Annotated in this window: 21 protein-coding genes and 1 other annotated feature; of the genes, 5 read left to right on the top strand and 16 right to left on the bottom strand. The window is 52.8% G+C overall.

From position 1 onward, the window contains the following. Positions 1 to 314 precede the first annotated feature (314 nt). The 3 genes from ppsR to hemP all read left to right on the top strand — a co-directional run bounded on the left by ppsR (position 315) and on the right by hemP (position 2,680). A complete protein-coding gene (ppsR, locus tag JY391_RS12090) occupies positions 315 to 1,148 on the top strand; it encodes a posphoenolpyruvate synthetase regulatory kinase/phosphorylase PpsR (RefSeq protein WP_060569670.1) in 834 nt (277 codons plus the stop codon). A 155-nt stretch (positions 1,149 to 1,303) separates the two neighbouring features. After that, positions 1,304 to 2,350 carry a 3-deoxy-7-phosphoheptulonate synthase AroH gene (aroH, locus tag JY391_RS12095; protein WP_042287430.1) on the top strand — a complete coding sequence of 349 codons (1,047 nt, stop codon included), beginning with the start codon at positions 1,304 to 1,306 and terminating at the stop codon, positions 2,348 to 2,350. 138 nt (positions 2,351 to 2,488) lie between these two features. Next, positions 2,489 to 2,680, top strand: a complete 192-nt coding sequence (gene hemP / locus JY391_RS12100; protein ID WP_199957342.1) for a hemin uptake protein HemP — start codon at positions 2,489 to 2,491, stop codon at positions 2,678 to 2,680. Positions 2,681 to 2,724: 44 nt separating this feature from the next. On the opposite strand, the gene selO is transcribed toward hemP, so the two are convergent. The 14 genes from selO to thrS form a co-directional block, all read right to left on the bottom strand. Continuing rightward, positions 2,725 to 4,167, bottom strand: coding sequence for a protein adenylyltransferase SelO (selO, locus tag JY391_RS12105; RefSeq protein WP_211934374.1), 1,443 nt, complete (start codon positions 4,165 to 4,167; stop codon positions 2,725 to 2,727). 61 nt (positions 4,168 to 4,228) lie between these two features. Then, entirely contained in the window at positions 4,229 to 4,942 is a 714-nt protein-coding gene (locus JY391_RS12110) for an EAL domain-containing protein (RefSeq protein ID WP_211934375.1), read from the bottom strand. A gap of 223 nt (positions 4,943 to 5,165) precedes the next feature. Then, positions 5,166 to 5,630, bottom strand: a complete 465-nt coding sequence (locus JY391_RS12115; RefSeq protein ID WP_042287438.1) for a C40 family peptidase — start codon at positions 5,628 to 5,630, stop codon at positions 5,166 to 5,168. A 78-nt stretch (positions 5,631 to 5,708) separates the two neighbouring features. Then, complete coding sequence (gene btuD, locus JY391_RS12120) at positions 5,709 to 6,458, bottom strand: vitamin B12 ABC transporter ATP-binding protein BtuD (RefSeq protein WP_211934376.1); 750 nt, start codon at positions 6,456 to 6,458, stop codon at positions 5,709 to 5,711. After that, on the bottom strand, positions 6,458 to 7,009 hold the full coding sequence (locus JY391_RS12125) for a glutathione peroxidase (protein ID WP_042287441.1): 552 nt from the start codon (positions 7,007 to 7,009) through the stop codon (positions 6,458 to 6,460). The genes btuD and JY391_RS12125 overlap by 1 nt, the downstream gene beginning before the upstream one ends. A gap of 62 nt (positions 7,010 to 7,071) precedes the next feature. Continuing rightward, on the bottom strand, positions 7,072 to 8,052 hold the full coding sequence (btuC, locus tag JY391_RS12130) for a vitamin B12 ABC transporter permease BtuC (protein WP_211934377.1): 981 nt from the start codon (positions 8,050 to 8,052) through the stop codon (positions 7,072 to 7,074). 108 nt (positions 8,053 to 8,160) lie between these two features. Beyond that, entirely contained in the window at positions 8,161 to 8,460 is a 300-nt protein-coding gene (ihfA, locus tag JY391_RS12135) for an integration host factor subunit alpha (RefSeq protein WP_001229265.1), read from the bottom strand. Between the two features lie 4 nt (positions 8,461 to 8,464). After that, positions 8,465 to 10,852 (bottom strand): phenylalanine--tRNA ligase subunit beta, encoded by a 2,388-nt coding sequence (pheT, locus tag JY391_RS12140; protein WP_211934378.1) that lies wholly within the window; start codon positions 10,850 to 10,852, stop codon positions 8,465 to 8,467. A gap of 15 nt (positions 10,853 to 10,867) precedes the next feature. Then, positions 10,868 to 11,851, bottom strand: a complete 984-nt coding sequence (gene pheS, locus JY391_RS12145) for a phenylalanine--tRNA ligase subunit alpha (RefSeq protein WP_211934379.1) — start codon at positions 11,849 to 11,851, stop codon at positions 10,868 to 10,870. Positions 11,852 to 12,081: 230 nt separating this feature from the next. Further along, positions 12,082 to 12,205, bottom strand: a sequence feature (Phe leader region). Next, on the bottom strand, positions 12,156 to 12,200 hold the full coding sequence (gene pheM / locus JY391_RS12150) for a pheST operon leader peptide PheM (protein ID WP_001386830.1): 45 nt from the start codon (positions 12,198 to 12,200) through the stop codon (positions 12,156 to 12,158). Its footprint overlaps the feature before it by 45 nt. A gap of 120 nt (positions 12,206 to 12,325) precedes the next feature. Then, positions 12,326 to 12,682 (bottom strand): 50S ribosomal protein L20, encoded by a 357-nt coding sequence (gene rplT, locus JY391_RS12155; RefSeq protein WP_000124849.1) that lies wholly within the window; start codon positions 12,680 to 12,682, stop codon positions 12,326 to 12,328. 117 nt (positions 12,683 to 12,799) lie between these two features. After that, the gene (gene rpmI, locus JY391_RS12160; RefSeq protein WP_001124225.1) at positions 12,800 to 12,997 is read right to left on the bottom strand and encodes a 50S ribosomal protein L35; all 198 of its coding nucleotides are present in this window, start codon (positions 12,995 to 12,997) and stop codon (positions 12,800 to 12,802) included. 98 nt (positions 12,998 to 13,095) lie between these two features. Beyond that, positions 13,096 to 13,638, bottom strand: coding sequence for a translation initiation factor IF-3 (infC, locus tag JY391_RS12165; protein ID WP_042287453.1), 543 nt, complete (start codon positions 13,636 to 13,638; stop codon positions 13,096 to 13,098). Between the two features lie 3 nt (positions 13,639 to 13,641). After that, the gene (gene thrS, locus JY391_RS12170; protein ID WP_042287456.1) at positions 13,642 to 15,570 is read right to left on the bottom strand and encodes a threonine--tRNA ligase; all 1,929 of its coding nucleotides are present in this window, start codon (positions 15,568 to 15,570) and stop codon (positions 13,642 to 13,644) included. A 302-nt stretch (positions 15,571 to 15,872) separates the two neighbouring features. On the opposite strand from thrS, the gene yniD reads away from it, so the two are divergent. After that, complete coding sequence (gene yniD, locus JY391_RS12175) at positions 15,873 to 15,983, top strand: small membrane protein YniD (protein ID WP_120714873.1); 111 nt, start codon at positions 15,873 to 15,875, stop codon at positions 15,981 to 15,983. Positions 15,984 to 16,127: 144 nt separating this feature from the next. Here the strand turns inward: yniD and JY391_RS12180 are convergent, their stop codons facing one another. After that, on the bottom strand, positions 16,128 to 16,361 hold the full coding sequence (locus tag JY391_RS12180) for a YdgH/BhsA/McbA family protein (protein ID WP_042287459.1): 234 nt from the start codon (positions 16,359 to 16,361) through the stop codon (positions 16,128 to 16,130). Positions 16,362 to 16,625: 264 nt separating this feature from the next. After that, positions 16,626 to 17,384: a DUF481 domain-containing protein gene (locus tag JY391_RS12185; RefSeq protein WP_042287461.1), complete on the bottom strand. Its 759-nt coding sequence runs from the start codon at positions 17,382 to 17,384 to the stop codon at positions 16,626 to 16,628. Positions 17,385 to 17,671: 287 nt separating this feature from the next. Here JY391_RS12185 and pfkB point away from each other — a divergent pair, with 287 nt between their 5' ends. Beyond that, positions 17,672 to 18,604: a 6-phosphofructokinase II gene (pfkB, locus tag JY391_RS12190; protein ID WP_042287463.1), complete on the top strand. Its 933-nt coding sequence runs from the start codon at positions 17,672 to 17,674 to the stop codon at positions 18,602 to 18,604. Positions 18,605 to 18,617 lie beyond the last annotated feature (13 nt).

Consider the following 18,617-nt stretch of genomic DNA (forward strand, 5'->3'; position numbering starts at 1 on the left):
ATGAACGAGTATAGGAAACGCTTAACTGCATATTTATCTTTGCATACTTAACCGGATGAAAAAAACGGTGAATCGTTCAAGCAAATATATTTTTTATTTTTTCGGACAGTTTACCCGTTTGCGCAAACCCGCGTATGACATGGGATCTCCACAGAAATTGTCGGTATAAACATCCGTTCCATAAAATGAAATGCGCTTTTCATAAAATATAAAAATAGCATTTCATTTTATAATTCGGGCGCAATTTCCTACGCTTTAGGATAATTTTAATTTATGCTTTCAGAGAATTATCGCTGCTATTCAGGAAGGACAAAATGGATAATGCTGTAGATCGTCATGTCTTTTATATATCCGATGGAACGGCGATCACCGCCGAAGTGTTAGGCCATGCGGTGATGTCACAATTCCCGGTCACGATTAGCAGCATTACGCTGCCGTTTGTTGAAAATGAAAGCCGCGCTCGCGCGGTGAAAGATCAAATCGACGCGATTTTCCAGCAAACGGGCGTGCGGCCACTGGTGTTTTATTCCATCGTATTACCCGAAATTCGCGCCATCATTCTGCAAAGTGAAGGCTTTTGCCAGGACATTGTGCAGGCGCTGGTTGCGCCGCTACAGCAGGAGATGAAGCTCGATCCCACGCCGATTGCCCATCGTACTCATGGGCTGAATCCTGGCAACCTGAACAAGTACGACGCGCGCATCGCAGCGATTGATTACACCCTCGCCCACGATGACGGTATTTCGTTGCGCAACCTCGATCAGGCACAGGTGATTCTGCTCGGCGTCTCCCGCTGTGGTAAAACGCCGACGAGTCTTTATCTGGCGATGCAGTTTGGTATCCGCGCGGCAAACTACCCCTTTATTGCTGACGATATGGATAATCTGGTGTTGCCCGCATCGCTGAAACCCCTTCAGCATAAGCTGTTCGGCCTGACGATTGAGCCTGAGCGTCTGGCGGCGATTCGCGAAGAGCGCCGTGAGAACAGCCGCTATGCCTCACTGCGCCAGTGCCGCATGGAGGTTGCCGAAGTGGAAGCTCTTTACCGTAAGAACCACATCCCCTGCCTGAACAGTACCAACTACTCGGTAGAAGAAATTGCCACCAAGATCCTTGATATTATGGGGCTGAATCGCCGCATGTACTAATAAACTAGTTCACTGGTTTTGTTTTTTTGCTATGATGCCGTTCTGCTTGCGGGGTGTGACACACCTCGCACTTGAATTCGGCAGAGATTGGTTTAAGGTTGTGCCCATCACTTCCCGGCCCCTGCCGTAGAAGCACTCCATTTCTGAGAAAAGTCATGAACAGAACCGATGAACTGCGTACCGCGCGGATAGACAGTCTGGTAACGCCCGCTGAACTTGCGCACCGGCATCCCGTTTCCGCCGCCGTCGCCCGTCACGTTACCGACGCCCGCCGCCGGATTGAAAAAATTTTGAATGGCGAAGATCGCCGCCTGCTGGCCATTGTCGGTCCCTGCTCGATCCACGATCTTGACGCCGCCATGGAATATGCCACCCGCTTGCAGACGTTGCGTGACAAGCATCAGGCGCGTCTGGAAATCGTCATGCGCACCTATTTTGAAAAACCACGCACCGTCGTGGGCTGGAAGGGTCTGATTTCCGATCCCGACCTCAACGGTAGCTACCGTGTGAATCACGGCCTTGAGCTGGCGCGCAAGCTGCTGCTCCAGGTGAATGAGCTGGGCGTCCCCACCGCCACGGAATTTCTGGATATGGTGACCGGACAATTTATTGCCGACCTGATTAGCTGGGGGGCGATCGGCGCGCGAACCACAGAAAGCCAGATCCACCGCGAGATGGCCTCGGCGCTCTCCTGCCCGGTGGGCTTTAAAAATGGCACTGACGGCAATACGCGGATCGCGGTGGACGCTATTCGCGCCTCCCGCGCCAGCCATATGTTCCTGTCACCGGATAAAACCGGTCAGATGACCATTTATCAGACCAGCGGCAACCCGTACGGCCATATCATCATGCGTGGCGGGAAGAAGCCGAACTATCACGCGGACGATATCGCCGCCGCCTGCGATACGCTACATGAATTCGACCTGCCCGAACATCTGGTCGTCGATTTCAGCCACGGTAACTGTCAGAAACAGCATCGTCGTCAATTGGACGTTTGCGATGATGTTTGCCAACAGATCCGTAATGGCTCTACGGCCATCGCCGGGATTATGGCGGAAAGTTTCTTGCGTGAAGGCACACAAAAAATCGTCAGCGGACAGCCGCTGGTTTACGGTCAGTCAATTACCGATCCCTGCCTGAACTGGGAAGATACCGAACGGCTGCTCGATAAACTCGCCTCGGCGGTAGACAGCCGCTTCTGACCCCCCTTGCCCATTCCCCCCGGAATGGGCGCTTGCTCGCATTTTTTCGCTCCTCCCCTGATTTATCACTTGTCGTCGCCGGGTATATTATTGATAATAATAATCATTGTTACATTAATTATTATTAATTCACGCGCAATGTCATCTATGGATACCTTTGACTCTTCTCACCCTAAGGAAAGAGAAAGCATCGCCCCTTCTCACACGCCGCTTCGCAAAATCAGTAGCCAGAACCTGCTGGGAGAAGACGGTAAAGTTATCATTGATCATAATGGACAAGAGTACTTGCTGCGCAAAACGCAGGCGGGGAAATTATTACTGACCAAGTAATGGCAAACGCCCGACACGTTTTGCGTATACGGGCGATTTAGCCGTTAGCTGGAACAACTGATCTCCAGTCGCCGTCCCCAGTCCGGCGGGCGGTGGGTATAGTCGTCGTTACGGTCGTTGAAAGGATGGCGCAGTACGTGATGTAAACGATGCAGTTCGTCCATCTCCCCCTTTTCTGCCGCGTCGATGGCCCGCTGCGCGAGCCAGTTACGCAACACGACAGCGGGATTCACGCTCTGCATCGACGCCTGGCGGGTGGCATCATCTACGCCGTCTAGTTGCAGACGTGTTCGGTAACGCGTGTACCAGGCGTCGAACGCGTCACGATCGATAAACTCATCGCGCAGCGGTGAAGCGACACTCCGCTGTTCGGTGACGCTTAACATACGGAACGTTCGGCTGTAATCGCTTTTTTCACGCGCCATCAGTCCAAACAACGCATTCAACAGCTCGTTATCTTCTTTCTGTTCACTCAAAAAGCCGAGCTTCTGACGCATCCGCTGACCATAGCGCGTTAACAATGCCTGCTGATAGGTATCCAGCGCCTCATTCAGCGCATCAACGCGAATAAACGGCGACAGGCTCTGGGCGAGGCGCTGGAGGTTCCACAGACCCACCGCAGGCTGATTGTCAAAGCGGTAACGCCCCTGGTGATCGGAATGGTTACAGATAAACCCCGGGTCGTAATCATCCAGAAAACCGAACGGACCATAATCCATCGTCAGTCCCAGAATCGACATGTTATCGGTATTCATCACACCATGCGCAAAGCCAACTGTTTGCCAGTCGGCGATAAGCGTCGCGGTACGGCTCACCACATCCCGGAACCAGAGGACATATTTGTCGTTCTCGTCACGCAGATGCGGCCAATAATGACGAATGGCGAAGTCGGCAAGTTGCTGAACCTTTTCTGGCTCACGGCGATAATAAAAATGTTCAAAATGGCCGAAGCGCATATGACTTTGCGCCACACGTACCAGCATTGCGCCAGCTTCCACCGTCTCGCGATAAACCGGTGTGTCGCTGGTGACGATGGTGAGCGCCCGGGTAGTTGGAATGCCCAAATAGTGCATCGCTTCGCTGGCGAGGCTTTCACGAATGGTTGAGCGCAGCACTGCACGCCCGTCGCCCATACGTGAATACGGCGTCAGGCCCGCCCCCTTAAGATGCCAGTCCACGGTGCTGCCATCGGCGAGTAACTGTTCGCCAAGCAGAATGCCACGCCCGTCGCCGAGCTGCCCGGCCCATACGCCGAACTGATGGCCACTGTACACCTGCGCCAGCGGCGACATACCGGGCAGCAACGTCTCGCCCCCCCATACGCCTGCGGGAGGGTCGGTACTGAACAGCGCAGCAGGAATATTCAGCTGTTGGGCCAGGGCGTCGTTATGCCATATCAGCCGGGAATGGGTCAGCGGCGTCGGAGAAAGTGCGGTATACGTTGCCGGCAATTCATCATGCCAGCGGGCTGTAAAAGACAGGGTCATAGGGCCTCCTGTCTGTAGTGTAGTCGGTTAGCGCCATCCTAAACACCAGCAAACCGAGGGGTTATCCCTGAATTAAGCGGGTCACCTGATCCGCCGTGACGGCAGGCCACAGCGCGCCCTGCATCCCACCGAAACCAAAAGGCGTGATGCGTGTCAGCAGTTCCTCGCTATCGATCCCGGCTATCAACAAAGAGTCGCAATAAGGCGAAATTTGCGTCACGATTGCCCGCATAAAGGGGTCAAATGAAAGGCTCATTGCGCGTCGCTGCACAAAACCACGGTCAAGGGCGACACGTTTAAATAATCCCTCAAATATGGCTTTCGGCGAACTCTCCCCGGCGCCAAAGTTGGCAAGTACCAGGGGGAAACGTTCGGCCAGGGCGGCAAGCGCCGGATCCGCTTTCCCTGCCGCGAGTGCGGGAAAACTTTCATTAAGGGTGAGTTCAATAAATGAAAAACGTTTGATGGCCTGCAACCGTGACGTATTGATTAATAATAACGGTACGATTGCCGGGGTGATATTAATCCATGCGATCAGTTTATGCTGAATAAAAAAGTGTTGGCAGGTTTCCAGTAGCGCCAGTTTTTCTGCAAATAACTGGCACTGTTCGTCAGGCGAAAGTCGCGGTAATACCAGTTCTGTCGGAAAGCGCACCTTGCCGTCATCGCTGACAAAGTTCGCGGTCACTTCCAGACCGATAAGTTTTCGTTGTACATTTCGGGCGGGGAGAAAATAAAGTTCAGAATGATAAATATTATCCAGCGTGACGTCCATCAGGTCCGCCCCTCAGTCAGGGAGTGATACGGCAACCTGATACAAAGGACGTGAACGCACGTCTTTTCTGCTGCTAACGGGGAAACGTTCATCATGTCCTTTTTACCCGGAATCCGGTTCCTTTGTATTCGGCTAGCGATATTATATACGCTAATTCAGTTTTATTCTTTTTTCTGTAATAACCGGAGAGTATACCGTTAATGACAGCCAAGCATTAACGACGTCAGATTCGTCGCGCTTGCCAAAAGTTTTTTCGCCAATAGACATTATCCAACGATGATCGCATCACGCCACGGCTGGTGGAAGCATGAATAAACTGACCGTCGGTATCGTAAATACCCACATGCAACCCGCTGTCCCCTGAACCGGTTTTAAAAAAGACGAGGTCACCTGGCAGCAGGTCGTCTTTATCAATTTTGGTGCCGATTTTGGCCTGTTGCCGCGTATCGCGCGGCAGCTGTAGCGCGAATTGATCGCGCATCGTCATGAGGACAAATCCGGAACAATCGACGCCGCGACGGCTCATCCCGCCATAACGATACGGCGTACCGCGCCACGTCCGAAGCTGATCGTTTAGCCCGGCTATCACGGTTATGGAGTCTGAAAGCCGGGCGTTTGGCGGCGGCGCCCGGTGGCTACTGCATCCTGCCAGAACCAGTGCTGTAAAAAGAAGAAACCAGAAACGCATTCAGGACGAATCCTCTGTTTTTTTATTCTTGTACCAATTTAGCGGGTATTTGCCCCGTTTTTCAAGACGCCGTGTCGTTTACGTCGTGGAAATAAGCATTCGGTGGCCCTCAATGTCCAGACGGCGGAAATTCAGACCGTAAGCGCGCGCCAGATTCGCCGGGGTCATGACCTCATCGCGCGGTCCGCTGGCGAGCAGTCTCCCTCCCTTAAGCAACCAGGCTCGATGCGCATGACGCAGCGTATGATTGAGATCGTGGCTGCTCATCACAATAGCGATGCCCTGCGCGCACAGGGCGCTCAGAATACGATCCAGCGCATTCTGCTGCGCGACGTCAAGACTGTTCATGGGCTCGTCCAGCAGCAGCAATTGTCCCTGCGGATTGGTTTCCGGGGCAATTTGCAGGATAACCGCGGCCAGACGTACGCGCTGCCATTCCCCGCCCGAAAGCTGATTCGCATTCCGTCCGAGCTTATCTTCCAGCCCCAGCGACGCCGCCACCTGATGAAGCTGATGAGTATACGATTTGTCAGCCTGATGCAGCGTCAGAAAATGCCATACCGGCATTGCAAAAGGAGGATTCTGCTGCTGCGCCAGATATGCCCGATGGCGCGCCAGCCTGTTCGCGGGCCAGGACGCCAGCGCTTCGCCGCCAAAGTTGATATGACCTGAGCCGGTGGTAAGTCCCGCCATACGCGCCAGCAATGTACTTTTTCCGGCGCCATTTGGCCCCACAAGGTGAAGGATCTCCCCGGCGCGAACTTCGGCACTCAGTGGGCCAAGCCGGGTGGTGTCGGCGACATCCTGTAGCTGCATCAGTGAAGACATTATTTTGCCAGTGCGATTTTGATACTTTCCATTACGATAGGATCTTCAGGCGTCATATCAGGTGAAAAACGCTGGACCACCTTTCCATCCCTGCCCACGAGAAATTTTTCGAAATTCCATAAAATATCGTCCGGATAAAGCGGCGCGCGTCCTTTGCTTGCCATGCGCTCATAGAAGCCGCTGTTTTCCGGGGCTACTGCGGTTGGCGCAGCGGCAATCAGTTTCTGATACAGGGGATGCCGCCCTTCTCCGTTAACCTCAATTTTACTGAACATCGGAAACGTCACGCCCCATGTCGCGGCACACCAGGTTTTGATCTCTTGTTCGCTGCCTGGCTCCTGGCCGAGAAACTGATTGCACGGGAATCCCAGCACCAGAAACCCCCGGTCAGCCCAGGCTTTCTGAATATTCTCCAGTTGCTCGTACTGCGGCGTCAGCCCGCATTTAGAGGCCACGTTGACCACCAGCAGCACATTACCGGCATATTTCTCCAACGAGATTACGTCCCCATCAATCGTCGTGACTTCAGTATTCAGAATCGAGTCTTGCATAGCGTCTCCAGAAAGTGAGTGATTTCAATGCCAGCTTTTAAGCATAGTTCGTCATGCAAGGTCTATCGTCCAGCTTTCAACAGTAACCAGATAAAGACCGGCGCGCCAAGCGTGGCGGTGACGACGCCGATAGGCAGCTCGGCGGAAGCCAGCGCCAGACGCGCAACCACATCGGCCAGCAATAGCGCAATGGCGCCCGCCAGCGCGCAACCGGGCAGAAGCACGCGATGATCGGTTAATCCGCATAACCGTAAAATATGCGGGATCACCAGGCCAATAAAACCAATCGCCCCTGCCAGCGCGACGCTCACGCCAACCATCCAGCCTGTCGCCACCACCAGCAGATTACGCCAAAACCACAGCGGTAATCCCAATTGGCGGGCCGAGATTTCGCCCAGCGCCAGCATATTCATAGGCTGTGACTGACAGCAGATCCAGAGCAGAACCGGCACCAGCGCCAGCATCAGCCATGACTGTCCCCAGTCCACGCCGCCAAATCCCCCCATAATCCAGTACATCAACTGGCGAAGATCAAAAGAGGTTGAAAAATAGATGGCCCAGGTCATCAGGGCGCTGCAGATAATTCCCAGCGCGACCCCGGCAAGCAGCAGGCGGCTGGTGGAGAGATGGCGGCGAGCAAAGCGCAGGAGAATCAGTGTGATGATCAGTGCCCCGGCAATGGCGCAAAGACCTAACGACCACTGCGGCAACGTTCCCTGACCCAACAGAACAGCTGCAATCAGTCCAACGCCAGCGCCATTCGACACGCCCAGCAATCCGGGCTCCGCAAGAGGGTTTTCGAATAAAGCCTGCATCACCGCGCCGGAGAGCGCCAGCGCAGCGCCCACCAACAGCACCGCCAGGGTACGCGGCAGACGGATCTGCCAGACAAACAGTTCACCACGCGGGGTCAGCCAGTCAGCAGGCCAAATCCACTGTTCTCCCGCACACAGGCTTAAAAGCAGCGCCAGTACCATCAGTACTGTAAGACTCAGGAGCCAGCGTACATTCTGTCGCTGTTGTTGACGGGCAAAAGTCAGCATGTTTTCCATTCAGCTGCAAAGGATGTGATTGATTCTACGGTGCCGTGCGAGGACAGAAAAGAAAAAAGGCCGCATTGCGGCCTTTTTTGTTATTTAAGACGGTTCTGATCACTCGTCTTTGGGCGAAGCGTTTTCAACCCGGCTCTTTAACTTCTGTCCGGGTCTGAAGGTCACCACGCGCCTTGCTGTAATGGGAATATCTTCACCCGTTTTCGGGTTACGTCCCGGACGTTGATTCTTATCACGCAGATCGAAATTACCAAAACCAGAGAGTTTTACCTGCTCACCGTTTTCCAGAGCACGACGGATCTCTTCGAAAAACAGTTCGACCAGTTCTTTGGCATCCCGCTTGCTAAGCCCAAGCTTATCAAACAGATATTCTGACATTTCAGCTTTTGTAAGCGCCATAGGTTCAATCCCTCAATGATGCCTGGAATCGCTCTTTTAATGCCTCTACACATTTGGCGACGGTAGCGGCAATCTCCTCTTCTTCGAGTGTACGGCTGGTATCCTGAAGGATCAGGCTAATGGCGAGGCTCTTATACCCCTCCGCAACACCCTTACCACGGTACACGTCAAATAAGTTTACGCCAACTACCTGATTTACGCCAACTTTCTTACATTCGGATAAAACATCTGCAGCGGGAACGTTTTCTGCGACCACCACGGCGATGTCGCGGCGGTTTGCCGGGAAGCGAGAAATCTCACGCGCCTGAGGCACCACGCGGTCTGCAAGCTTGTTCCACTCCAGTTCAAACACCAGCGTACGCCCGTTGAGATCGAGCTTACGCTCCAGCTCCGGATGAACAACGCCAATGAAACCAATGCGTCCACCTTTCAGATAAATCGCTGCAGACTGTCCCGGATGCAGCGCCGGATTCGCTTCGGCTTTGAACTGCACATCGCCGAGCTTACCGGTGAGATCCAGCACGGCTTCCAGATCGCCTTTCAAATCATAGAAATCAACGGTCTCTTTTGCCAGGTTCCAGTGTTCATCGTAACGGTTGCCGCAGATAACGCCAGCCAGCATCAGGTCCTGTCGAATCCCAAGGTTCGCCTGGGTGTCCGGCACGAAGCGCAGACCGCTTTCAAAGATGCGCACGCGGTTCTGCTGACGATTCTGGTTATACACTACCGTAGCTAACAGCCCGGTCCACAGCGACAGACGCATCGCGGACATGTCGACAGAAATGGGGCTTGGCAGCAGCAACGCTTCTTCAGCCGGGTGAATCAACTGTTGTACTTTTGGATCCACAAAGCTGTAGGTAATAACTTCCTGATAGCCTTTGTCGTTGAGCAACGTTTTCACGCGTTTAAGCGACAAATCCGCTTCACGGTGCGTTCCCATGATCAGACCAGCCTGAACCGGTTCGTCAGGAATATTGTTGTAGCCGTACACGCGTGCGACTTCTTCTACCAGATCTTCTTCGATCTCCATGTCGAAGCGCCAGCTCGGCGCAACGGCCTGCCACTCGCCCTCGCCTTCGGTTACTTCGCAACCGAGACGACGCAGAATATCGCTGACCTGTTCGTCAGCAATATGATGGCCAATCAGGCGATCCAGCTTGCTCCGGCGCAGAGTGATCGTGGCGCGCTTCGGCAGCGTCGCATCGTTCGTCACGTCAATAACCGGACCAGCCTCACCGCCGCAAATGTCGATCAGCAGGCGGGTCGCACGCTCCATCGCTTTATACTGCAAAGCCGGATCGACGCCGCGCTCATAGCGATGAGAGGCATCGGTGTGCAGGCCATGACGACGCGCGCGGCCAGTGATCGACAGCGGGCTGAAGAAAGCACATTCCAGCAGCACATTTTGCGTTTCATCGTTCACGCCGGAATGCTCGCCGCCGAAAATACCGCCCATAGCCAAGGCTTTATGGTGGTCGGCAATAACCAGCGTGTCCGCGCTCAGCGTCGCTTCGGTCCCGTCCAGCAGCACCAGGGTTTCGCCTTCTTTCGCCATCCGGACAACAATGCCGCCTTCAATGCGATCTTTGTCGAAAGCATGCATTGGCTGGCCCAGTTCGAGCAGCACATAGTTAGTGACGTCAACCACCGCGTCGATGGAGCGAATACCACAACGACGCAGTTTTTCCTTCATCCACAGCGGCGTAGGCGCTTTAACGTTGATACCTTTCACCACTCGACCCAGATAGCGCGGGCATGCGTCGGCCGCTTCTACGGTAATCGGCAGTACATCGCTGACGGTCGCCGCCACCGGAGCAATTTCAGGCTCAACCAACGGGGCTTTATTCAGTACCGCCACGTCGCGGGCGACGCCAATGATGCCTAAACAGTCGGCACGGTTGGGCGTTACGCTAATTTCGATGGTGTTATCATCGAGTTTCAGGTATTCGCGAATATCGGTTCCGATCGGCGCATCTGCGGGCAGTTCGATAATGCCGCTATGGTCGTCGGAAATGCCCAGTTCAGAGAATGAACACAGCATCCCTTCGGACGGTTCGCCACGCAGTTTTGCCGCTTTAATTTTGAAGTCGCCCGGCAGCACCGCGCCAATTGTCGCGACCGCCACTTTGAGCCCCTGACGGCAGTTTGGCGCCCCGCATACAATATCCAGCAGACGATCGCCGCCCACGTTCACTTTTGTTACGCGCAGTTTGTCTGCATTCGGGTGCTGGCCGCACTCAACCACTTCACCAACAACCACGCTGTTAAACGCGCCAGCCACCGCTTCAACACCGTCAACTTCCAGGCCGGCCATGGTGATTTGATTCGACAGCGCGTCGCTGTCGATTGCCGGGTTAACCCACTCGCGTAACCACAGTTCACTGAATTTCATTATGTTGTCCTGCCCTTATTTAAACTGTTTGAGGAAACGCAGATCGTTTTCGAAGAAGGCGCGTAAGTCGGTGACACCGTAACGCAGCATGGTCAGACGTTCCATCCCCATGCCAAACGCGAAACCGGAATAGATTTCCGGGTCGATACCGACATTGCGCAGCACGTTCGGATGCACCATGCCGCAGCCCAGGACTTCCAGCCATTTGCCGTTTTTGCCCATCACGTCAACTTCGGCGGAAGGCTCGGTGAACGGAAAATAGGACGGGCGGAAGCGAATTTGCAGATCTTCTTCAAAGAAGTTACGCAGGAAGTCGTGCAGCGTCCCTTTCAGGTTGGTAAAGTTGATGTTGGTATCGACAATCAGGCCTTCCATCTGATGGAACATCGGGGTGTGGGTCTGATCGTAGTCGTTACGATACACACGGCCTGGCGCGATAATACGGATCGGCGGCTGCTGCTCTTTCATGGTGCGAATCTGCACGCCGGAGGTCTGGGTGCGCAGTAAACGGGTGGCATCAAACCAGAACGTATCGTGGTCAGCACGCGCCGGGTGGTGGCCCGGAATATTCAGGGCGTCAAAGTTATGATAGTCATCTTCAATCTCGGGCCCCGTCGCCACCGTAAAACCCAGCTCGCCAAAGAAACTTTCGATACGGTCGATGGTACGGGTTACCGGATGCAGGCCGCCATTTTCGATACGACGACCGGGCAGCGACACGTCAATCGTTTCTGCCGCCAGACGCGCATTCAGCGCCGCATTTTCCAGATCCGACTTGCGCGCGTTCAGCGCCTGCTGCACCTGCTCTTTCGCTTCGTTAATAACCGCACCGGCTGCAGGACGCTCCTCAGGAGGCAGTTCACGCAGGGTCGTCATTTGAAGGGTCAGGTGCCCTTTTTTGCCCAAATATTCGACGCGTACATTGTCTAACGCGGCAACATCTGACGCCTGGTTAATGGCTGCCTTCGCACTGGCAACCAGCTCTGCGAGATGTGACATGGTTTTCCTCATTATGTGGCGATAATCATAAGTCGCTCGTCTATACGCAAAATCATTCAGGTTGTATCACAAAACACGTAAGTGTTTTAACAGCGCTTGCGCTGCCCCCACAGGGCGAGGCTGCAAGCCGAGTCACGCGGCAAGAGAGCGAATCCTCAGAAGCGTACATCAGTACGTGCCTGGGGTGAGCGAATGCAGCCAACACAACGACAACTTGAAGGATAAAGCGTATAAAAAAAGCCTCCACCAGGGAGGCTTTATGCGCTGTTTTTCGTTTCTTCTTTCACGCGCTAGCCTCCTGGAATCAGGTGCTAAAGTAAAAAAAGAAGCGGAAAATAGCAGCATTCATGCTTGCGTTACCTTGTAGGGTAAAAACCGGAGAACCTTTATTGAAAAGGGTTACGGATGAATTGTCAACTCATTGACGACATTACAAATAAAAGAGAGGGAGCCAGGCTCCCTCTTTTCACTGGCTTATGCCAGAGCTGCTTTCGCTTTTTCAACCAGCGCGCTGAACGCTACTTTGTCGAATACGGCGATGTCAGCCAGGATCTTACGGTCGATTTCAACAGAGGCTTTTTTCAGGCCGTTGATGAATTTGCTGTAAGAAATACCGTTCTGACGTGCTGCTGCGTTGATACGCGCAATCCACAGTTGACGGAACTGACGCTTACGCTGACGACGGTCACGGTAAGCGTACTGACCTGCTTTGATAACAGCCTGGAAGGCAACGCGGTATACGCGAGAACGCGCACCGTAGTAGCCTTTCGCTTGTTTCAAAATTTTCTTGTGACGTGCACGTGCAATTACACCACGTTTTACGCGAGCCATGTTGCTCTCCTGTATCTATTCTGATTTGCCCTTTACCGCTGTCAACCCAGGACCTGAATTGCCTGGCGTTGAAGCGCGTCGATTGGGCGTAAAAAAGTTAAAAAAATCGTTAACGGCTTATGCGTACGGCAGGCACGCGATAACCAGGCCCAGATCGCCTTTGGAAACCATGGCTTTCGGACGCAGGTGACGTTTACGTTTGGTCGCTTTTTTGGTCAGAATGTGACGCAGGTTAGCGTGCTTGTGCTTAAAGCCACCTTTACCGGTTTTTTTGAAGCGCTTAGCAGCACCGCGTACGGTCTTAATTTTTGGCATCTTAATAACTTCCACTTCGCATTGTTAATTAAACGAAACGTAGGGCGAACAAAATCTGTGAAGCCCGAAGGCTTCACAGAAATGGTTACTTGAAGGCCTTACTGTTTCTTCTTAGGAGCGAGCACCATAATCATCTGGCGGCCTTCGATCTTCGATGGGAAGGATTCGACCACTGCCAGTTCTTGCAAATCGTCTTTCACGCGATTAAGCACTTCCATACCGATTTGCTGGTGGGCCATCTCACGACCGCGGAAACGCAGCGTGATTTTGGCCTTATCGCCATCTTCGAGAAAGCGAATCAGGCTGCGGAGTTTTACCTGATAGTCACCTTCATCAGTACCAGGGCGGAATTTAATTTCCTTCACCTGGATAACTTTCTGCTTCTTCTTCTGTTCCTTAGAAGACTTACTCTTTTCATAAAGGAACTTGCCGTAGTCCATGATACGACAAACTGGCGGTTCGGCGTTAGGGCTGATTTCAACTAAATCTACTCCAGCCTCTTCAGCCTTTTCGATCGCTTCTCTCAGACTCACAATTCCCAGTTGCTCACCTTCCAGACCTGTTAAGCGAACTTCCTGGGCGCGAATCTCGCCATTGATACGATTCGGACGTGCCGTTTGAACTCGTTTTCCGCCTTTAATACCTTATTCCTCCAGTTGTTGAAGACTGCGGCTGCGAATCTCTTGTTGCAGCTTCTCGATCACTTCATTTACGTCCAGGCTGCCCAGGTCTTTACCACGGCGGGTGCGAACGGCCACTTTGCCAGCTTCCACCTCTTTGTCACCGCAGACCAACATATAAGGGACACGACGTAAAGTGTGCTCGCGGATTTTAAAGCCAATCTTCTCATTTCTCAAGTCTGCTTTTACACGAATGCCCGCATTTTGTAGTTTCTGCGTCAATTCGTTAACGTATTCAGACTGCGAATCGGTGATGTTCATCACCACGACCTGAACCGGCGCCAACCAGGTCGGGAAGAAGCCAGCGAACTCTTCGGTCAGGATACCGATGAAACGTTCCATTGACCCAAGAATGGCGCGGTGAATCATCACCGGCACTTTACGCTCGTTGTCTTCGCCGACATAGGACGCGCTCAGACGGGACGGCAGTGAGAAGTCCAGCTGTACAGTTCCGCACTGCCACGCACGATCGAGGCAGTCGTACAAAGTAAACTCAATTTTCGGACCGTAGAAGGCGCCTTCACCCAGTTGATACTCAAACGGGATGTTGTTTTCTTCCAGCGCCACCGCCAGGTCCGCCTCAGCACGATCCCACATTTCGTCGCTGCCGATACGTTTTTCAGGACGAGTGGAAAGTTTGACAACGATCTTCTCGAAGCCAAACGTGCTGTACATATCGTAGACCATACGAATACAGGCGTTAACTTCATCGCGGATCTGCTCTTCGGTACAGAAGATGTGCGCATCATCCTGCGTAAAACCACGCACACGCATCAGACCATGCAGCGCGCCTGACGGTTCGTTACGATGGCAGCTACCGAATTCCGCCATACGCAGTGGCAGATCGCGGTAGGACTTCAGGCCCTGGTTAAAGATCTGCACGTGCCCCGGGCAGTTCATCGGCTTGATGCAGTATTCACGGTTCTCAGACGAGGTCGTGAACATCGCATCTTTATAGTTTTCCCAGTGCCCGGTTTTTTCCCACAGCACGCGGTCCATCATAAACGGACCTTTCACTTCCTGATACTGGTACTCTTTCAGCTTGGAGCGGACGAAAACTTCCAGTTCACGGAAGATGGTCCAGCCGTCGTTATGCCAGAACACCATGCCCGGCGCCTCTTCCTGCATATGGTAGAGGTCGAGCTGCTTACCGATTTTACGATGGTCGCGTTTCGCCGCTTCTTCCAGACGTTGCAGGTACGCATTAAGGGCTTTTTTATCTGCCCATGCGGTACCGTAAATACGCTGCAGCATCTTGTTGTCGCTGTCGCCACGCCAGTATGCGCCCGCGGTTTTCATCAGTTTAAAGTGATGGCAGAAACGCATATTCGGCACGTGCGGACCGCGGCACATATCAATATATTCTTCATGATGATACAGGCCAGGCTGATCGTCATGAGCAATGTTCTCATCAAGAATAGAGACTTTGTACGGCTCGCCGCGTTTCACAAAGGTTTCGCGCGCTTCGTGCCAGCTCACTTTTTTCTTGATGACGTCGTAGTTTTTCTCCGCAAGCTCGTGCATCCGCTTCTCGAGCGCGTCGACATCTTCCTGGGTCAGGGTGCGGTCAAGATCAACGTCATAGTAGAAACCATTGTCGACAACCGGGCCAATCGCCATTTTGGTATTTGGCCAGAGTTGTTTGATCGCATGGCCCAGCAGGTGCGCGCAGGAGTGACGAATGATCTCCAGCCCTTCTTCATCTTTCGCGGTGATGATAGACAGCGAAGCGTCATTTTCGATCAGATCGGAAGCATCCACCAGTTCACCGTTAACACGGCCAGCGATGGTAGCTTTTGCCAGACCCGGACCGATATCCAGGGCAACATCCATGGGGCTTACAGCGTGGTCGTAATGGCGTTGACTGCCATCAGGAAGAGTAATAACAGGCATGTTATGTCCTTATTTGCAGTGGTGACCCATACGCAAGATCACATACAAAGTTTCGATATTTAAAATTACCAAAAAGTAATGGGCTGATTCCCGCTTCACTCTGCGAAATATGTCACGGGTCACCGGAATGGCGACACTGGGCCTACACCCGCTTTTTGATAACACCGTCTGACAGTGTACACGGCATTGCCTGCCGTTCAAAGTCGCAATCACCCTGCCTGGTATGACGTAAATCAATTCACTGAAGCGCAGCAAGTTTTGTTACACTGCCACCACGAACAAAGACAGACAGGACATGAATGATGCCAACGCAACGCTTCGCAAAAAAACACTGGAAAATGGTGGTGGTGCTTATTGCCATTTGTGGCGCCATGCTTCTTCTGCGCTGGGCGGCAATGATTTGGGGTGAGTGACGGGCGACTTGTTTCAGACTGGCCACGCTGCGAGACACTTAGAATAATTTACGTTTCATCACGAAAATAAAAAAACCGGTACATCAGGATCCGGTTTTTATAAAGAAAAATAACGAGTAGAACACACGTTGCGGTAATGAAATATTAAGACCATTCACCCGCAACCAACGTATGCACATTAAACGCATCATTCATGCTTTGCCCCGTAGACTGCGAACCCGGTGCGATATTCGAGCCGGCTTCTACGTCAGACGCCTGGGTAATGCCCACGCGCGAGGTGTTGTCTGCGTGCGTTGCTGTCACAGGTTCGGCAGCGAAAGCGCCGAAAGAGAGTGCGGAAAGCACGATCGCCGCACTGGCTGTTTTGATATTATTCATATTGTTTTATCTCTTACTTGAATTAAAACCTGGTATTAAAGGCAATAATCTGCCTGTATCGCTAAGTGTAGATCTGGATCACACTTTTGCCTAGTCAAAATAATTAACAATTCGTGTCAAATAAATTGTATAAAGCAAGGATGTGATAAAGATGGAGAAAATATGAAGAAATGAAAATTTCGAAAAAAATAAAACTCCGGTTGAAAAATAATAATACGGTAGCGCAATTTTAAACGCCAGACTGCATAACAGCCTGGCGGAGTATTACATCTTGTATCCGAGCGATACGGTCGTGCGGCGATCCGTATGCTCCGGTGCTGTTGCTGGCGGTTCGGAGTTCCAGGTAACGTTATACGCCACCTTCAGACCAAAGTGTTCGTTGATGGCGACGTTGAGCGCCGTTTCAGAGTTCAGCGTAGTGTCCTCCGCACCGAACACCGACACACCCTGAGTGAATTTGGTGGTATCGGTCATCTGCCATGCATAAGCGCCTGACGCGTAACCCAGCGGCTGTGTCTCGGTGGTGCCATCGGTGTGCTCGTCGTATCGAACGCCCGGACCGAATTCGAAACGGAAGCTGTGTACGGGGCCATTCAGGAACTGCCGTCCGTAACCGGCGGTGAGCACATCACGTTCGCGATAGCCGTTATAACGATCCGTCAGCCAACTGGCCTGACCAAAGAGATAATCGTAGTCGCTTAAGTTAAAACGGCTACGCCCGCCAACGGCATATTTTTCTGAAGAACGCTCATCGTTAGAAGAGGTATTGCTTGCGTTGCCCCACAGCGACCAGGCGGTGGTTTGCCCGTACCATGTCATCGTTGTGTCCGCCGTTAAGGACGAACTTTTGGTATTACCCGACTGCGCCAGATAGCCAGCGTTGAGGTTACCTTCGAAGGGTTTCTTCGCACTTGAGGGATCGTCCATGACAGTAAAAACGGAATCATCGGCAGCTGCATACATTGACGCAAACACGCCACCCGCCAGCAGAAACGCAGCGGGAACTGTCTTTAAAAGCTTCATTTATAAAGAGTCCGTACAACAAAAAAAGAGACCGTTACGGTCCCGGAAACTTTCAGAGGGATCAATGACAAACGCCTCAGGAAAGGTAACAAATTATAAAAAGGCTCGAATAACATAGCAATGAATTCTTATTTCATTTTTTGAATAAGAGAGTTCCCAAAGCATTAAATTGTTTATATATCTTTAAGGCAAACAAATTTAATAAAGAGCCAATAAATCAGCTTGTTATTGACTTCACTTTATGCCTGTTCGGTGCCAGACTGAAATAAGCCTAACAGGAGGAAAAGATGGTACGTATCTACACGTTAACACTTGCGCCCTCTCTCGATAGCGCAACGATCACGCCGCAGATCTATCCCGAAGGGAAGCTTCGCTGTACGGCGCCCGTTTTTGAGCCTGGCGGCGGCGGCATTAATGTCGCCCGCGCCATTGCCCATCTGGGCGGCACCGCTACCGCCATTTTCCCGGCAGGCGGCGCAACTGGCGAACACCTGGTATCGCTGCTGGCTGACGAACAGGTTCCAGTGTCGACCGTCGACGCCAAAGACTGGACCCGGCAAAACCTTCATGTTCATGTTGAATCCAGCGGTGAACAGTATCGCTTTGTGATGCCCGGCGCGGCACTGAATGACGATGAGTTTCGCCAGCTTGAAGAGCAGGTTCTGGAGATAGAATCCGGCGCGATCCTCGTTATTAGCGGCAGTTTGCCGCCAGGGGTGAGCGTGGACAAGCTGACTCAGCTTATTACCGCAGCCCAAAAACAGGGCATTCGCTGCATTATTGATAGCTCCGGCGAGGCGCTGACCGCGGCGCTGGCGATCGGCAATATCGAGCTGGTAAAGCCCAATCAGAAGGAACTGAGCGCGCTGGTTAACCGTGAGCTGACCCAACCCGATGACGTGCGTAAAGCGGCGGAAGAGATCGTTCGTAACGGTAAAGCCCGTCGCGTCGTCGTTTCTCTTGGTCCTCAGGGGGCGCTGGGCGTGGACGGTAAAAGCTGCGTGCAGGTCGTTCCACCGCCGGTAAAAAGCCAGAGCACCGTTGGCGCAGGCGACAGCATGGTGGGCGCCATGACCCTAAAACTGGCGGAAGACGCTTCGCTGGAGGATATGGTGCGCTTTGGCGTCGCGGCAGGTAGCGCGGCGACAATCAATCAGGGAACGCGGTTGTGTTCTCATGAGGACACACAAAAAATCTACGCCTGGCTCTCACAAGCCTGATGCCCTCCCCCTC

It is taken from the genome of Citrobacter sedlakii (genome assembly GCF_018128425.1).
GTDB lineage: Bacteria > Pseudomonadota > Gammaproteobacteria > Enterobacterales > Enterobacteriaceae > Citrobacter_A > Citrobacter_A sedlakii.

Bases quoted from the DNA above. Each gene is read 5' to 3' on its own strand.
- thrS (WP_042287456.1), bottom strand. From the start codon at position 15,570: ATGCCTGTTATTACTCTTCCTGATGGCAGTCAACGCCATTACGACCAC.
- rpmI (WP_001124225.1), bottom strand. From the start codon at position 12,997: ATGCCAAAAATTAAGACCGTACGCGGTGCTGCTAAGCGCTTCAAAAAA.
- JY391_RS12180 (WP_042287459.1), bottom strand. From the start codon at position 16,361: ATGAATAATATCAAAACAGCCAGTGCGGCGATCGTGCTTTCCGCACTC.
- JY391_RS12115 (WP_042287438.1), bottom strand. From the start codon at position 5,630: ATGCGTTTCTGGTTTCTTCTTTTTACAGCACTGGTTCTGGCAGGATGC.
- btuD (WP_211934376.1), bottom strand. From the start codon at position 6,458: ATGTCTTCACTGATGCAGCTACAGGATGTCGCCGACACCACCCGGCTT.
- JY391_RS12125 (WP_042287441.1), bottom strand. From the start codon at position 7,009: ATGCAAGACTCGATTCTGAATACTGAAGTCACGACGATTGATGGGGAC.
- JY391_RS12185 (WP_042287461.1), bottom strand. From the start codon at position 17,384: ATGAAGCTTTTAAAGACAGTTCCCGCTGCGTTTCTGCTGGCGGGTGGC.
- pheT (WP_211934378.1), bottom strand. From the start codon at position 10,852: ATGAAATTCAGTGAACTGTGGTTACGCGAGTGGGTTAACCCGGCAATC.
- selO (WP_211934374.1), bottom strand. From the start codon at position 4,167: ATGACCCTGTCTTTTACAGCCCGCTGGCATGATGAATTGCCGGCAACG.
- ppsR (WP_060569670.1), top strand. From the start codon at position 315: ATGGATAATGCTGTAGATCGTCATGTCTTTTATATATCCGATGGAACG.
- yniD (WP_120714873.1), top strand. From the start codon at position 15,873: ATGCCAACGCAACGCTTCGCAAAAAAACACTGGAAAATGGTGGTGGTG.
- btuC (WP_211934377.1), bottom strand. From the start codon at position 8,052: ATGCTGACTTTTGCCCGTCAACAACAGCGACAGAATGTACGCTGGCTC.
- rplT (WP_000124849.1), bottom strand. From the start codon at position 12,682: ATGGCTCGCGTAAAACGTGGTGTAATTGCACGTGCACGTCACAAGAAA.
- ihfA (WP_001229265.1), bottom strand. From the start codon at position 8,460: ATGGCGCTTACAAAAGCTGAAATGTCAGAATATCTGTTTGATAAGCTT.
- JY391_RS12110 (WP_211934375.1), bottom strand. From the start codon at position 4,942: ATGGACGTCACGCTGGATAATATTTATCATTCTGAACTTTATTTTCTC.
- pfkB (WP_042287463.1), top strand. From the start codon at position 17,672: ATGGTACGTATCTACACGTTAACACTTGCGCCCTCTCTCGATAGCGCA.
- pheS (WP_211934379.1), bottom strand. From the start codon at position 11,851: ATGTCACATCTCGCAGAGCTGGTTGCCAGTGCGAAGGCAGCCATTAAC.
- aroH (WP_042287430.1), top strand. From the start codon at position 1,304: ATGAACAGAACCGATGAACTGCGTACCGCGCGGATAGACAGTCTGGTA.
- hemP (WP_199957342.1), top strand. From the start codon at position 2,489: ATGTCATCTATGGATACCTTTGACTCTTCTCACCCTAAGGAAAGAGAA.